The following is a 15,976-nucleotide window of genomic DNA, read 5'->3' on the forward strand; positions in this document are numbered from 1 at the left end:
CGTCACCAAGCGCTTCGGCAAGATGGTGGCCGTCGACAACGTCTCGCTCAGCGTCGAGGAGGGCGAGTTCTTTTCGCTGCTGGGCCCGTCGGGCTGCGGCAAGACCACCCTGCTGCGGATGCTCGCCGGGTTCGAGACGCCGACCGAGGGCCGCATCCTGATCGACGGTCAGGACGTTTCGACTGTGCCGCCCAACAAGCGGCCGGTGAACATGGTGTTCCAGTCCTATGCCGTGTTCCCGCACATGACCGTGTCCGACAATGTCGCCTACGGCCTGAAGGTGGATCGCGTGCCGGCCGCCGAGCGCAACAAGCGCGTCGAGGAGGCCCTGGAGCTGGTGCAGCTGGGCGGTCTGGGCGGCCGCAAGCCCGACCAGCTGTCGGGCGGCCAGCGGCAACGCGTTGCGCTGGCGCGGGCTCTGGTCAAGCGCCCCCGCGTGCTGCTGCTGGACGAGCCGCTGTCGGCCCTCGACGCCAAGCTGCGCGAGCAGATGCGCACCGAGCTGTGCACCCTGCAGGAGAAGGTCGGCATCACCTTCATCATGGTCACCCACGACCAGGACGAGGCCCTGGCCCTGGCCACCCGCTGCGCGGTGATGAACCGCGGCGTGCTGCAGCAGGTGGCCACGCCCAGCGACCTGTACGAGTTTCCCAACAGCCGCTTCGTGGCCGACTTCATCGGCAGCGTGAACCTGTTCGAGGGCGTGCTGGCGGTGGACGAGCCCAGCCATGCGATCATCCGCTCGCCTGACCTGCCGGTGGACATCTTCCTAGACCACGGCGTCACCGGCCCGCGCGGCGGCGCGGCCTGGGCGGCGATCCGGCCCGAGAAGATCGAGCTGCACAAGAAGACCGACGACACCCCGCCCAATCTGGGCGACGCCCCCAAGGGCGCCAACGCGGTGGCGGGTGTCATCAAGCACGAGGCCTATCTGGGCGGCTCGTCGGTCTATGAGGTCGAGATCGCCAAACCGTCCGGGGGCGGCCGCAGCATCAAGGTCCACCGCTCCAACCTGACCCGCTGGGACCAGGAAGACTTCAAGCTGGGCGAAGAGGTCTGGCTGTGCTGGCACGCCTGTTCGCCGGCGGTGCTGTTGTCATGACCCGTCCCGTCGCTGGCATCATCTGCTGCACCCGCACCGTCGGGATCGAGCCGGCCCAGGCGGTGATGAACCGCTATGTCGCCGGCGCCATGCAGTATGCCGACGTCGCCGCCCTGCTGGTGCCGTCGATGCCGCAGCTGATGAAGGCCTCGGAAGTCGCCGCGCGGCTGGACGGGCTGATGCTGACCGGCAGTCCCTCCAACCTGGATCCCGCGCTTTACGGCGAGGAGATCGGCGACGCGCCCGGCCCGTTCGACCTGGCCCGCGACACCACGACCGCCGACCTGATCAAGGCCATGCTCGACCTGGGCCGGCCGGTGTTCGGCGTCTGCCGGGGCTTCCAGGAGATCAATGTCGCGTTCGGCGGCACCCTGCGCCGCGACATGGCCTCCAGCGCCGAGCTGATCGCTCACCATGCGCCGGACGAGGTCGATTTCAACGGCATGTTCGACCATCTGCATCCGGTCGACCTGACCCCCGGCGGCGTGCTGTCGGCCGCGTTCGGGACCGAGCGGGCGGTGGTCAATTCGGTGCACTATCAGGGCGTTGACCGGCTGGGCGAAGGCCTGACCGTCGAGGCTCGCGCCCCCGATGGCGTGGTCGAGGCGGTCTCGGCCACCGTCAACGGCGCGCCGGTCCTGGCCGTCCAGTGGCATCCCGAGTGGCAGACCGCCGCCCATCCGCAATCCCAGATCTTCTTCCAGCTTTTCGGACGCGCCCTCAGAGGCGCGCCGCTCGTCGGTCCCGCCTCGGCGGGAGCGCCCCAAAAAGACGTCGCGTAGGAACCAAGCCCAATGACTGTCCCGATCCGCAACCACGACATCGCCGAGCTCAAGCGCCTGGACCTGGCTCACCACCTGCCGGCCCAGACCGACTACAAGCTGCAGCAGGAACTGGGCGGCAGCCGGATCATCACCCGCGCCGACGGGATCTATATCCACGACGGCGAGGGCCACCAGATCCTGGACGGCATGGCTGGCCTGTGGTGCGTGAACGTCGGCTATGGCCGCCAGGAACTGGCCCAGGCGGCCTATGACCAGATGCTGGAGCTGCCCTACTACAACACCTTCTTCAAGACCGCCTCGCCGCCGCCGATCCGGCTGGCCGCCAAGATCGCCGAGAAGATGGGCGGCAATCTGACCCACGTGTTCTTCAACTCGTCCGGGTCGGAAGCCAATGACACCGTCTTCCGCCTGGCCCGCCACTACTGGAAGCTGAAGGGTCAGCCGCAGCGCACGATCTTCATCAGCCGCTGGAACGCCTATCACGGCTCGACCGTGGCGGGGGTGTCGCTGGGCGGCATGAAGCACATGCATGTGCAGGGCGACCTGCCGATCCCCGGCGTCGAGCACGTGATGCAGCCCTACCCCTTCGGCGAGGGCTTCGGCGAGGATCCGGCCGCCTTCCGCGACCGTGCGGTCAAGGAGATCGAGGACCGGATCCTGGCGGTCGGCCCCGAGAACGTCGCCGCCTTCATCGGCGAGCCGGTCCAGGGCGCAGGCGGCGTGATCATCCCGCCTGACGGCTACTGGCCGGCGGTCGAGGCGGTCTGCCGCAAGTATGGCATCCTGCTGGTCTGCGACGAGGTGATCTGCGGCTATGGGCGGCTGGGCCAGTGGTTCGGGCACCAGCACTACGGGATCAAGCCCGACATGATCGCCATGGCCAAGGGCCTGTCGTCGGGCTACCTGCCGATCAGCGCCGTGGGCGTTGCCGACTTCATCGTCGCCGAGCTGAAGGAAAAGGGCGGGGACTTCATCCACGGCTTTACCTATTCGGGCCACCCGACCTGCTGCGCCGTGGCGCTTAAGAACATCGAGATCCTGGAGCGCGAGGGCCTGGTCGAGCGCACCCGCCAGGACACCGGCCCCTATCTGGCCAAGGCCCTGGCCACGCTGAACGACCTGCCGCTGGTGGGCGAGACCCGTTCGCTGGGCCTGATCGGCGCGGTCGAGATCGTCCGCGAGAAGGGCACGAACCATCGCTTCCTCGACAAGGAAGGCGAGGCCGGTCCGGTCGTTCGCGATATCTGCATCAAGAACGGCCTGATGGTGCGGGCCATCCGCGACAGCATCGTCTGCTGCCCGCCGCTGATCATCACCCACGCCCAGATCGACGAGCTGGTGGGGATCATCCGCAAGTCGCTGATCGAGGCCGAACCGGTGCTCCGCGCCCTGAAGCCTGAGGCCGCGTCATGAAACAGCCCAAGCACAAGAAGACCAAGCCGGACCAGCGGGTGAAGCGTGGCGTCGCCACGCTGGAGGAGGCGCAAGCCTGGTTCACCCGGCAGAATATCGAGGAGATCGAGTGCGTCGTGCCCGACCTGGCCGGCGTGGCGCGCGGCAAGATCATGCCGGTGCGCAAGTTCCTGGGCACGCCGTCGATGAACCTGCCGCTGGCGGTGTTCTACCAGACCATCACCGGTGACTTCCCCGAGTTCGAGGGGGTGGTCAATTCGGTGCAGGCCGACACCGACATCGTGCTGACCCCGGATTTCGCCACCCTGGCCGCCGTGCCCTGGGCCCAGGATCCGACCGCCCAGGTGATCCACGACGCCTTCCATCCCGACGGCCGCCCCGTCGAGGAAAGCCCGCGCCAGGTGCTGCGCCGGGTGCTGGCCCTGTATGCCGAAAAGGGCTGGGTGCCGATCGTGGCCCCGGAGATCGAGTTCTATCTCGTCGACAAGAACACCGACCCCGACTACCCGCTCAAGCCCCCGATCGGTCGCTCGGGCCGGCCCGAGACCGGGCGTCAGGGCTATTCGATCAGCGCGGTCAACGAGTTCGATGCGCTGTTCGAGGACATGTACGAATACTCTGAACGCCAGGGTCTGGAGATCGACACCCTGATCCACGAAAGCGGCGTGGCCCAGATGGAGATCAACCTGCGCCACGGTCCGCCGCTGGAACTGGCCGACCAGGTGTTCATGTTCAAGCGCACCATCCGCGAGGTGGCGCTGGAGCACGAGATCTACGCCACCTTCATGGCCAAGCCGATGGCGTCAGAGCCGGGCAGCGCCATGCACATCCACCAGTCGATCATCGACAAGGATGGCCAGAACCTGTTCTCCCACCCCAAGACCGGGGAAGAGACGCCGCTGTTCCACAATTTCATCGCCGGCCAACAGACCTATCTGCCGGCGATCATGGCCATACTGGCCCCCTATGTGAATTCCTACCGCCGGATCGCTAAGGACTCGGGCGCGCCGGTCAACACCCAGTGGGGCTATGACAATCGCACCTGCGGCCTGCGCGTGCCGCCGTCGAACCCCGCCAACCGGCGACTGGAGAACCGCATCCCCTCGTCGGACGCCAATCCCTATCTGGCCATCGCCGCGACCCTGGCGGCCGGCTATCTGGGCATGGTCAATGACCTCAAGCCCAGCCCGCCGGTTCTCACCGACGCCGGCGCCCGGGGCATCGAACTGCCGCGCAGCCTGACCGAATCCCTGAAGCTGTTCGAGGCTTGCCAGGACCTGGTCGACATTCTCGGACCGGTCTTCTGCCAGGCCTATGATCACGTCAAACAGGCCGAGTACGAGACCTTCATGCGCACGATCAGTCCCTGGGAGCGCGAGTTCCTGTTGCTGAATGTTTAGCGCCGCAAAGCCCTTCCCCCATCCGCCAACGGGAAGGGCGATGAGCTGGTACGCCGACACCGTCACGCCCTTCCCAAGCCTGCTTCCGCTCAGGGGCGATGTCCGCGCCGATGTCTGCGTGATCGGCGCGGGCTATACCGGCCTGGGCGCAGCGCTCCAGCTGGCCCGGCGCGGCGTCTCTGTGATCGTGCTCGAAGCGGGCCGTGTCGGGTCGCAGGCGTCGGGCCGCAATGGCGGGCAGGTCCATACCGGCCATCGCCGCGATCAGGCCTGGCTGGAAAAGACGGTGGGCCAGGATGACGCCATGGCCCTGTGGCGACTGGCCCAGGACGCGCGGACGCACCTGCACGCCACCATCGCCGAGCACGCCATCGCCTGCGACCTCAAGCCCGGCATGATCCACGCCCGCCACCGTGCGGGCGGCGAGGCCGAAGACGCGGCGCATATCGAGCACATGGCCAAGCGCTATGGCTATGACGCCCTGTCCCTGGTCGGAACCGATGATCTGGCCCGGGATCTCGGGACAGACGTCTATCATGGCGGGCTGATCGACCGGGACGGGGGCCACCTGCATCCGCTGAACCTGGCCCTTGGCCTGGCCCGCGCAGCCATGGCCGCTGGCGCGACACTCTCCGAGCACAGCCGCGCGCTGTCCTGGACCCGCCAGGGCGGCAAGATCGTGGTGTTCACCGCCGACAGCCGGATCACCTGCGACCAGCTGATCGTGAGCGGTGACGGCAGCCTCAACCATATGGCGGGTCGGGCTCGGGATCGGGTGATGCCGATCAACAACTTCATCCTGACCACCGAGCCGCTGGGTGATCTGGCCGACCAGATCATCACCTCCGACGCCGCCGTGGCCGACAGCCGCTTCGTCGTGAACTATTTCCGCAAGACCCCGGATGGCCGGCTGCTGTTTGGCGGCGGCGAGAACTATCGCCCGGGCTTCCCCGCCGACATCGCCGGCTTCGTCCGCCGGCACATGCTGAAGATCTATCCGCGACTGAAAGACGTGAAGATCAGCCACGCCTGGGGCGCGACCCTGGGCATCACCATGAACCGCGTGCCGTTCGTGGCGCAGGTCGCGCCCGGCGTGCGGGTGGCGTCCGGCTATTCGGGGCAGGGGGTGATGCTGGCCCCCTATGTCGGCAAGCTGCTGGCCGATGCGACGCTGGGCGAAGGGGCGGGGGTTGAGCTGCTGTCGCGCCTGCCCACCCCGCCGTTTCCGGGCGGCGGCCTGCTGCGCTGGCCGCTGACCGTCGCAGGGCTGAGCTGGTACGGACTGCGCGACCGGCTGTAAGCCTTCGCGAATTGACTTCCATCGCCACGCTCGATCTCCTCGCCCCATGACCACACAGACGACCTCTGCCCAGGGCGGCCTCGCCACCGCGCTTGAACACGCCCAGCGCCTGCTGGAGCGCGACCCAGCCCTGGCCCGCCAGCAGGCCGAAGCCATTCTGGAAGCGGTTCCGCGCCACGCCGGCACGACCGTGGTGCTGGCCGCCGCGCACCGTCTGGGCGGAGACCCCGGCAAGGCCCTGGCTGTGATTGCGCCGCTGGCGCGGGGCCTGCCCAGCCTGGCCGAGGGCCAGCTGGAGCTGGGTCTGACCCTCGCCGATCTTGGCCGCACCGCTGAGGCTGTCGCGGCCTTCCGGCGCACGGTTGCGCTCGATCCCCGCGCCGGCGAAGCCTGGCGCGGTCTGGCCGAGGGGCTGGACCTGATGGGCGACACGGCCGGCGCCGAGCAGGCCCTGGCCCAGCAGCTGCGGGCCTCGACCCGTGATCCGGCCCTGATCGAGGCCGCCGCCGCCCTGATCGACAACCGGCTGGGCGAGGCCGAGCAGCGGCTCCGCGACCACCTCGCCGACCATCCCGCCGACGTCGCCGCCCTGCGCATGCTGGCCGAGACCGGCGCCCGGCTGGGCCGTTACGAGGATGCCGAGCGCCTGCTGACGGGTTGCCTGGAGATCGCGCCCGGCTTCGCCGCCGCGCGGCACAATCTGGCGACCATGCTCTATCGCCAGAACAAGTCGGCCCAGGCCCTGGCCCAGATCGAGCGCCTGACCGACCGCGATCCGCGCCATCCCGGCTACGCCAACCTGCGCGCCGCCATCCTGTCGCGGCTGGGCGAGTACGACACCGCCATCGGGATTTACGAGCGGATGCTGGCTGAGTTCCCCAACCAGCCCAAGGGCTGGATGAGCTATGGCCATGCGCTCAAGACCGTGGGCCGCCAGCCCGACTGCGTCGCTGCCTATCGCAAGGCGCTGGAGCTGTCGCCGGGTCTGGGCGAGGCCTGGTGGAGTCTGGCCAATCTGAAGACCGTGAAGTTCGACGCCGCCGACCGCGCCGCCATGGCCGCCGGGCTGGAGCAGCCTGACCTGTCGGACGATGACCGGCTGCACCTGCACTACGCCCTGGGCAAGGCGCTGGAGGACGCCAAGTCCTATGCCGACTCGTTCCAGCACTATGCCGCCGGCGCGGCGATCCGGCGCCAGCAGGTCGACTACGATCCTGAGGAAAACCACGCCGATGTGGCGCGCTCACGCGCGGTGTTCACCCCGGCTCTGCTGGCCGCCACGGCGGGGCAGGGCTGCCCGGCGCCCGATCCGATCTTCGTGGTCGGCCTGCCGCGCTCGGGCTCGACCCTGATCGAGCAGATCCTGGCCAGCCATAGCCAGGTCGAGGGCACGATGGAGCTGCCCGACCTGATCGTCATGTCGCGGCGACTGGGCGGCAAGGCCAACCGCCGCGAGGATTCGACCTATCCGGAAATGCTGGCCGACCTGTCGCCGGACGCCCTGCGGGAACTCGGCGAGGAGTATCTGGAGCGCACCCGGGTGCAGCGGAAGACGGACAGGCCGTTCTTCATCGACAAGATGCCCAACAACTTCGCCCATACCGGCCTGATCCACCTGATCCTGCCGAACGCGAAGATCATCGACGCGCGACGCCATCCGCTGGGCTGCTGCTTTTCGGGCTTCAAACAGCACTTCGCCCGAGGCCAGGCCTTCAGCTATGACCTGACCGACATCGGCCGCTACTATGCTGACTATGTGGACCTCATGGACCACTTCGACACCGTGCTGCCGGGCCGGGTCCACCGGGTGATCTATGAGGCGATGATCGGCGATCCGGAAGGTCAGATCCGCGCGCTGCTGGATCATTGCGGCCTGCCGTTCGAGCCGGCCTGCCTGAACTTCCACGAGAACGACCGCGCCGTGCGCACGGCCAGTTCCGAACAGGTTCGCCAGCCGATCTTCAAGGACGCCGTCGAGCATTGGCAGAATTTCGAATCAGCTCTGGGCCCGCTCAAACAGGCATTGGGAGACTGTCTGGCGACTTATCCGGACACGCCCAGAAATTGAACACCCCGTTCGGGGTCTGCCATTTCTGCAACAGTCGGAAGATTCGGGATTTTCTGGCGCTTTCCGCCTTGCCGAGCGCTTGGTCGCGGCCGAACATCGTTCCCTTAAAATGGTACGGGGAGCGACCATGAAGACGCGTAAGAATTTCAGGCGGGCGGGAGTCTATTCGGCCGCGTTGCTGGCTTCGACCATGCTGACCAGCGTGGCGGCCATGGCCCAGGAGAGCCAGGCCGTTTCGCTGGAAGAGGTGCTGGTCACCGCCCAGAAGCGATCCGAAAATCTGCAGGACGTCCCGGTCAGCATCCAGGCCATGGGTGAGGCCAAGCTGGAGCAACTGCAGGTCTCTAACTTCGTCGACTATGTGAAGTATCTGCCCAGCGTGTCGTTCACGACCTCGGGCCCCGGCTTTGGTCAGGTCTATATGCGCGGCGTCGCCAGCGGCGGCGACGGCAACCACTCGGGGTCGCTCCCCAGCGTCGGCGTCTATCTGGACGAACAGCCGACCACCACCATCCAGGGCGCGCTCGATCTGCACGTCTATGACGTGGCGCGGGTCGAGGCCCTGGCCGGACCGCAGGGCACGCTGTACGGGGCCAGCTCGCAGGCCGGCACTCTGCGCATCATCACCAACAAGCCCAGCACCGCCGGCTTCTCGGCGGGCGTCGATGTCGAGATCAACCAGGTTGATGGCGACGCGTTCGGCCATGTCGAGGAGGCCTTCGTCAACATCCCTCTGTCCGACACCATCGCTGTGCGCCTGGTCGGCTGGAACGAGGAAACGGCCGGCTATGTCGACAACGTCAAGGGCGCCCGCACCTATGGTCGCGGGACGGCCGACACCAGCGACGACCTGACGATCAGCAATGCCGGGGTCGCCAAGGATAACTACAACAACTCCAACACGCTGGGTGGCCGCGCCGCCCTGCGGGTCGAGCTGGGCGAGAACTGGATCATCACCCCGGCCATCATGGGGCAGCGCACCAAGTCGCGCGGCCTCTATGCCTTTGACCCCAAGGTCGGCGACCTGAAGGTCACGCACTTCTATCCAGAGGGTTCGAACGACGAATGGGCCCAGGCGGCCCTGACCATCGAGGGCAAGGTCGCCAATCTCGACGTGACCTATGCCGGCTCGTACCTCAAGCGCGACGTTGATACCCGTCAGGACTATACGGACTATTCCTATTTCTATGACCAGATCGGCTACGGCTTCTACTGGACCAACGACACCGGCGGCCTGGCCAATCCGTCGCAGTATATTCAGGGCAGGGACGGCTTCACCAAGGAAAGCCACGAATTCCGCGTCGCTACGCCCGACGACAAGCGCCTGCGCTTCATCGGCGGCCTGTTCTATCAGCGCCAGCAGCACAACATCACCCAGCGCTACAAGATCGACGGCATTGGGTCCGACATTGAAGTGCCCGGCTATAGCGACACCATCTGGCTGACGGCCCAGCAGCGGATCGACCGTGACTATGCCGGCTTCGGCGAAGTCACCTACGACATCACGCCGAAGCTGACCGCCATGGCCGGCATCCGCTTCTTCAAGTCCGACAACTCGCTGGAAGGCTTCTACGGCTACGGCACCGGTTATGGCGGCACGGGTGAGCGGGCCTGCTTCCGCACCGGCGGCGTCAATGGCGCGCCGTGTACGAACCTGGACAAGCGGGTCAAGGAAACCGGCAACGTTCCCAAAGTCACGCTCACCTACAAGTTCGACGACGACAAGCTGGCCTATGTCACCTACTCGGAAGGCTTCCGGCCGGGCGGTATCAACCGTCGCTCGACCCTGCCGCCTTACCAGGCCGACTATCTGAAGAACTATGAGTTCGGCTGGAAGACCAGCTGGATGGAGAACCGCGTCCGCTGGAACGGCGCCGTGTTCATGGAAGACTGGAAGAACTTCCAGTTCTCGATCCTGGGCGCCAACGGCCTGACGGAAATCAAGAACGCCAACCAGGCCCGCATCAAGGGCGTTGAGAGTGATGTCACGCTCGCCGTCTCGCGCGGTTTCACAATCAACGCTTCAGCCGCCTATACCGATGCCCAGCTGGCGGCCAACTATTGCGGGGTCACGGACGCGGCCGGTAATCCGATTACCAACTGCGCCAGTCCACAGGCGCCGGACGGTACGTCCCTGCCCATCACGCCCAAGTTCAAGTCCAATCTGACGGCGCGTTACGAGTTCGATCTGGGCCCTTACCAGTCGTACGTTCAGGCCGCGACTGTCTATCAGACGGGTAACTGGGCAAACCTGCGACTGGCCGACCGCGCCTTTATCGGTCGTCAGCCCAGCTATACACTCGTCGATGTTTCGGGTGGGCTGAGCAGGGACGAGTGGTCATTGTCGGTGTACATCAAGAACCTTACCGACAAGCGCGCCAGTCTGAACCGCTATGCCGAATGTGCTATCTCCACCTGCGGGCCACAGCCCTATATTGTGCCCAACCAACCGCGCACGATCGGTGTGAAGGTCGGTCGCACGTTCTGATCGTGAAGGGGGCGGCTCGCAGGAGCCGCCCTTTTTTCGTTTGAGACCCTGATTTTGTGGCGTGTCTCCATCCCTCCCGCTCAGCGTGGCCAAGGTCGTAGTCCGCCTTTTGGCCCTGGAGATCGGGACTTGATCCGCCTTGTGAGAGCGCCCGGCGGTCCGGCTTGCCGGCCCTGACCCGGGGACCGGCCCCGGCCGGGCAAAGCGGAAAAGGTATGCTTTCGTGAAAGTCGTTGAACCCAAGGCCCTGGGCTTCTGGATGTGCGTGGCCCTCGTTGTGGGCAACATGATCGGCTCGGGCGTCTTCATGCTGCCCGCCTCCCTGGCCCCCTATGGCTGGAACGCCGTGGCGGGCTGGGTTCTGACCATCGGCGGCGCCCTGTGCCTGGCCTTCGTGTTCGCCCGTCTGGCCAAGGCCTTTCCGCAAGGGGGCGGTCCCTACATCTACACCCAGGAGGCCTTTGGCCCCGCCGCCGGCTTCATGGTGGCGTGGAGCTACTGGATCTCGATCTGGGTCGGCAACGCGGCCATCGCCGCCGGCACGGTCAGCTATCTCAGCGTCTTCTATCCGCAGATCGCCACCCAGACAGGCCTGCATTGCGCGATCACCCTGGTGATGATCTGGGGCCTGACGCTCATGAACTGCTTCGGCGCGCGGCTGGCCGGCGGCATGCAGGTGGTGACCACGGCCCTGAAACTGCTGCCCCTGATGGGGGTGATCCTGCTGGCGGCCTTGGTGCTGGGCAAGACCGGCGGCTCCACCATCCTGCCGTTCCAGGCCCAGGACCTGACACCGGTGGGCATCACCGCCGCCGCCACCCTGACCCTGTGGGCCTTGCTGGGCATGGAGTCGGCCACCGTGCCGGCCGGCAAGGTCAAGGATCCCGAGCGCACCATTCCGCGCGCCACCCTGGTGGGCACCGCCTTCGCCGGGGTGATCTATCTGATCGTCTGCTCGGCCGTGGTGCTGATGACCCCGGCGGACATGCTCAAGACCTCCAACGCGCCGTTTGCCGACTTCGTGGGCCTGTATGGCGGCGGCGACGCCCGGCTAGTGCTGGCCGGTTTCGCGGCGATCAGCGGCTTTGGGGCCCTGAACGGCTGGATGCTGCTGCAGGGCGAGGTGCCCTACGCCATGGCCAAGGGCGGGGTCTTTCCGGCCTTCCTGGCCAAGACCTCCAAGCGCGGCGCGCCGGTCCGGGCCCACGTGCTGTCCAGCCTGTTCCTGACCGTTCTGGTGACGATGAACTACGCCAAGTCGATGGTCGAGCTGTTCACCTTCATGGCCCTGCTGGCCACGGCCATCTCGCTGTTCGCCTATCTGTTCTGCGCCATGGCGGCGCTGCGCCTGCAGAAGCAGGGGCGGATGGAGCCTTCGCGCGCCGTGACCGTGGTGGCGATCATCGCGACGATCTATTCGTTCTGGACGCTGTATGGCGCGGGCGAGGCCAGTCTGTGGAGCCTGGCGCTGCTGGTGGTGGGCCTGCCGATCCACTGGCTGATCAAGCGGTTCGCCGTCGTTCCCGCCACGGAGTGAAGACCATGCCGCGCAGCCTCACCGTCCTGGCCGGCGCCGTTCTGGCCGCCGGTCTTGTCGCCCTGACCCCGCCCGGCGCCCTGGCCCAGGTCAGGCCGACCTATGTCCATGCCGGCAGGCTGGTCGACACCGAGGCCGGCAAGGTTCTGACCAACCAGCTGATCCGCATCGAGGGCGAGCGCGTCGCCGCGGTCGGACCCTGGACGGCCGCGCCCGCCGACGGCCCTGTGCTGGACTGGAGCGGCTTTACCGTCCTGCCCGGCCTGATGGACATGCACACCCATCTGGTCGACCAGGAGCAGACCGACAACATCGCCGAACCCCTGCTGACCACAGCCGCCGAGCAGGCCTATATCGGCGCCGCCCACGCCCGGGCCACCCTGATGGCCGGCTTCACCAGCGTGCGCGACGTGGGAACCTGGCGGGCGTTTGGCGACGTCGCCCTGCGCGACGCCATCGACAAGGGCCTTGTGCCGGGCCCCCGCATGTCGGTGGCCGGCGCCTATATCACCACGCCCGGCGGCGGCGGCGAGATCACCGGCATCGCCGCCGATGTCGGCATCCCGCCCGACATGCGGCGCGGGGTGGTCGAGGACGTGGCCGATGCGCATGCCAAGGCGCGCGCCCTGCTGGTGGGCGGGGCCGACTTCCTGAAACTGATCGCCACCGGCGCCGTGCTCACCGTGGGCACCGAGCCCGGCCAGCTGGAACTGTCGGAAGACCAGATCAAGGCCGCCATCGAGGAGGCCGCCAAGCGCGGAACCTACGCCACCGCCCACGCCCATGGGGCGGAGGGCATCAAGGTGGCGGTGCGGGCCGGAGTGCGCTCGATCGAGCACGGCTCGCTGATCGACGACGAGGGCATCGCCCTGATGAAGGCCAGGGGCGCCTGGCTGGTGGCCGATATCTATAACGGCGACTTCATCGACGCCTATGGAACCGCCCACGGCTGGCCGGCCGAGACCCTGCGCAAGAACCTTGAGACCACCGACGCTCAGCGGATCGGCTTCGCCAAGGCGGTCAAGGCGGGTGTGAAGATCGCCTATGGCACCGACGCCGGGGTCTTTCCCCACGGCCAGAACGCCAAGCAGATGCCCTACATGGTCAAGTACGGCATGACGCCGATGCAGGCGATCCAGTCGGCGACGACCGTCTCGGCCGCCCTGATGAGCAAGTCCGCCGATGTGGGCGCGATCAGCAAGGGCCGCTATGCCGACATGATCGCCGTCGCCGGTGACCCGCTGGCCGATATCGCCATCCTGTCCTCGGTGGCCAAGGTGATGAAGGGCGGCGTGGTGGTGAAGGAGTAGGCGCAGTCGCCGCTCACCCTCTTTTTTCCGCTCTCCCCGGCGAAGGCCGGGGCCCAGATCGAACCCCGAAAGGTCATTGTTCTGTCCACGGCAGATGGCGCGTCATCCCAAGACTCTCGGGCTGAATCTGGACCCCGGCCTTCGCCGGGGAGAGCGGATGTTTGGGGGATCGAAATTCAACCAATCAGGCGGCCCTGCCTCAAAGCTGCTCCAAGATTCACCAGCCTTCGCCTTGGCGCGGCCTGTGCAATGTGCAATGCAACACGCATGTTGCTGTGCAGCATTGAAACACTGTCACGCGGACGCTGTATGTCCGACGCTTAGCCCGTCCAAGGAGTTCCTCATGGCCACCGAACACAAGTACTTCGTGCGCCCGGTCTCCGGTGTCTGGCATGTGACCTGGAACGATGCGCCGGACCTGATCGGCTCCTATTCCTGCCAGGCCGAGGCCCAGGCCATCGCCGAGATGATGGCCCGTCACATGCGGGTTCAGGGCAAGACCGCCAAGGTCGAGGTGTTTGAACCCGAAGTCCGCCGCGCCACCTGGGGCCGCAGCATCGTCAGCCACGCCGCCGCTTAATCCAGAAACACCGGCGTCGGCGAATAGCCCGCCAATAGCCGTTCCGCTATGGCCCCGGCCTCGGCCGGGGTGAAGACCGTCGGGTCCAGGCACAGCTCCAGCCACAGCCCGTCGACCACGGCGGTCAGGCCGATGGCCGCCAGCCGCGCATCGACGCCGGTGTCGCAGGCCGTCAGCAGCTCCTCCAGCCGCGCGCGATAGCCGGCATAGGTCCGCCGATGAATGTCGGCGATGGCGTCATTGATCTTGACCAGACTCCAGAACGCCAGCCAGGCGGCCAGCAGCTGTTCGTCCAGCACCGGCGGCCGAAAGCTGGCGGTCAGATAGGCCGACAGCCGGGCGCGGGGCGCGGCTCCCGCCTGCGCGACCGCCGCCTCCAGCGCCGCATCGATCCGCTGTCCCACCGCCTCATAGGCGGCCGCGATCAGGGCGTCGACGCCGTCGAAATAGTGCCGCAGCAGGCCGGGTGAGACGCCGGCCTCCGCGCAGATTGTCCGCACCGACGCGCCGGCCACGCCGTCACGGGCCAGCACGGTCTCGGCAGCGGCGACCAGCGCCTGGCGGCGGACGTCAGCGGTCTCCCGGGTGAAGGCGGCGCGCATGATCTTAGCCCTCCCCCTCGATGGGGGAGGGTTGGGTGGGGGTGATAGGGCGGTTCAGCCGCCACCGCCGCATCACCCCCATCCCCGACCCTTCCCCCATCGAGGGGGAAGGGAGAAAGGCGCGCATCACCACCCCGTCGGCGGCCGATCCAGCCGCGCCTCGGGGATCAGCGCCCGCATCTTGCGGCCAAAACTGCGCAGCGAAACCTCCGAGCTGGCCAGCGGCCCCGCCGTAAAGCTGCGCGACGCCATCCCCTCCTGCACCCGGGCCACCAGCTCGGTGTCCTCGGTATTGACCTGGCGGTTGATGCGCCAGTTCAGATAGCGCGCCGCCTTCATCTCACGGCGGTCGTCGGGCAGGGCGTAGGCGATCTCGCGGATCAGGGTCTGGGTGGCCGAGACCGGGATGAACTGCATGAAGTCCACCTGGTCGGGATAGATGTCGAAGGCGAAGTTCGGCCACAGCTTGAAATAGGTCCACAGCCGCTTGCGCTCGGGCGGCAGGTGCGGAACGTCGGGCAGCAGGTCCTGATACAGCCGCTCGGACGGGTTGGCCGAGGGCTCGTCGATCAGCTGACCCCACATCTTGTCGACCCAGGGCTCGGCTTCGACGCCATAGCCCTTGCCGAACAGCCGGGTCAGGCCGGGGTGGGCGACGGGAATGTGCAGGCCGTCCGAATAGTTGTCGCTGATGTTCTTCCAGTTCACCGCCCGGGGCCGCAGGGTGACGCGGCCGAACGGCTGCAGGTCCTCGAAGCGATAGTGGGCCACCTCATGATCGTAGGGCGCCATCATCTCGGCGACGGACGGGCCATCTCCCTCCAGTCGGGTGAAGACAAAGCCGCGCCAGACCTCGACACCCACCTTGACCAGGCCCTGTTTGTCCATCTCCAGCGCCGGATAGGTGTCGCGCATCGGCACGCCGATCAGCCGGCCTTCCAGGTCGTAGGTCCAGGCGTGATAGGGGCAGACGATGCGGCCGCCGCCCTTGCCACAGCTGCCGCTGGGGCCGTCGACCAGCCGCGCGCCGCGATGGCGGCAGACATTGGTGAAGGCCCGCACGCCGCCGTCCCGGGCGCGCACCACCACGACGCTCTCGCCCAGGAAGTCCAGGGTGTGGAAGTCGCCGGCCTTGGGGATGTCGTTCAGATGGCAGACGACCTGCCACGAGGGCCGCAGGATCCTGTCCTGCTCTTCCTTGAAGAACCGGTCGTTGCCGTAGGTCCAGCCGGGCAGGCCCCAGTCCGCTTGTGGGTCTTGGTTGGAGGTCATTGGACTTGCCCCCTACGGGCTGCTTCGCAGCCGTCTTCCCCCGGAGGGGGAAGATGAGGTCGGCGCCGTCCATCTTCCCCCTCCGGGGGAAGACGATCGCGAAGCGATCCGTAGGGGGC

12 protein-coding genes are annotated in these 15,976 nt (G+C 67.0%); 10 read left to right on the forward strand and 2 right to left on the reverse strand.

Translation table 11 applies throughout. The features are described 5' to 3' along the window. Positions 1-22 precede the first annotated feature (22 nt). From ACN2C7_RS04245 to ACN2C7_RS04290, 10 genes are all read left to right on the forward strand, one after another. On the forward strand, positions 23-1,102 hold the full coding sequence (locus ACN2C7_RS04245) for an ABC transporter ATP-binding protein (protein WP_419321397.1): 1,080 nt from the start codon (positions 23-25) through the stop codon (positions 1,100-1,102). Continuing rightward, positions 1,099-1,884: a gamma-glutamyl-gamma-aminobutyrate hydrolase family protein gene (locus tag ACN2C7_RS04250; protein ID WP_419320044.1), complete on the forward strand. Its 786-nt coding sequence runs from the start codon at positions 1,099-1,101 to the stop codon at positions 1,882-1,884. Before ACN2C7_RS04245 ends, ACN2C7_RS04250 begins: the two co-directional genes overlap by 4 nt. 12 nt (positions 1,885-1,896) lie before the next feature. Beyond that, entirely contained in the window at positions 1,897-3,300 is a 1,404-nt protein-coding gene (locus ACN2C7_RS04255; RefSeq protein WP_419320045.1) for an aspartate aminotransferase family protein, read from the forward strand. Continuing rightward, complete coding sequence (locus ACN2C7_RS04260; RefSeq protein ID WP_419320046.1) at positions 3,297-4,700, forward strand: glutamine synthetase family protein; 1,404 nt, start codon at positions 3,297-3,299, stop codon at positions 4,698-4,700. The genes ACN2C7_RS04255 and ACN2C7_RS04260 overlap by 4 nt, the downstream gene beginning before the upstream one ends. A 40-nt stretch (positions 4,701-4,740) precedes the next feature. Next, complete coding sequence (locus ACN2C7_RS04265) at positions 4,741-6,000, forward strand: NAD(P)/FAD-dependent oxidoreductase (protein WP_419320047.1); 1,260 nt, start codon at positions 4,741-4,743, stop codon at positions 5,998-6,000. A gap of 46 nt (positions 6,001-6,046) precedes the next feature. Then, a complete protein-coding gene (locus ACN2C7_RS04270; protein ID WP_419320048.1) occupies positions 6,047-8,068 on the forward strand; it encodes a tetratricopeptide repeat-containing sulfotransferase family protein in 2,022 nt (673 codons plus the stop codon). Positions 8,069-8,195: 127 nt separating this feature from the next. Next, positions 8,196-10,556 (forward strand): TonB-dependent receptor, encoded by a 2,361-nt coding sequence (locus ACN2C7_RS04275; RefSeq protein ID WP_419320049.1) that lies wholly within the window; start codon positions 8,196-8,198, stop codon positions 10,554-10,556. Between the two features lie 223 nt (positions 10,557-10,779). Continuing rightward, complete coding sequence (locus ACN2C7_RS04280) at positions 10,780-12,093, forward strand: amino acid permease (RefSeq protein ID WP_419320050.1); 1,314 nt, start codon at positions 10,780-10,782, stop codon at positions 12,091-12,093. A 5-nt stretch (positions 12,094-12,098) separates the two neighbouring features. Beyond that, a complete protein-coding gene (locus ACN2C7_RS04285) occupies positions 12,099-13,403 on the forward strand; it encodes an amidohydrolase family protein (protein ID WP_419320051.1) in 1,305 nt (434 codons plus the stop codon). 343 nt (positions 13,404-13,746) lie between these two features. After that, a complete protein-coding gene (locus ACN2C7_RS04290) occupies positions 13,747-13,983 on the forward strand; it encodes a hypothetical protein (RefSeq protein ID WP_419320052.1) in 237 nt (78 codons plus the stop codon). On the opposite strand, the gene ACN2C7_RS04295 is transcribed toward ACN2C7_RS04290, so the two are convergent. Both ACN2C7_RS04295 and ACN2C7_RS04300 read right to left on the reverse strand, forming a co-directional pair. Beyond that, positions 13,980-14,585 (reverse strand): TetR family transcriptional regulator C-terminal domain-containing protein, encoded by a 606-nt coding sequence (locus ACN2C7_RS04295; RefSeq protein WP_419320053.1) that lies wholly within the window; start codon positions 14,583-14,585, stop codon positions 13,980-13,982. The genes ACN2C7_RS04290 and ACN2C7_RS04295 overlap by 4 nt on opposite strands. 126 nt (positions 14,586-14,711) lie before the next feature. Then, positions 14,712-15,857 carry an aromatic ring-hydroxylating oxygenase subunit alpha gene (locus ACN2C7_RS04300; protein ID WP_419320054.1) on the reverse strand — a complete coding sequence of 382 codons (1,146 nt, stop codon included), beginning with the start codon at positions 15,855-15,857 and terminating at the stop codon, positions 14,712-14,714. Positions 15,858-15,976: the final 119 nt, after the last annotated feature.

Origin of the sequence: Caulobacter sp. ErkDOM-E (assembly GCF_048541895.1) — a bacterium.
Taxonomy (GTDB): domain Bacteria; phylum Pseudomonadota; class Alphaproteobacteria; order Caulobacterales; family Caulobacteraceae; genus Caulobacter.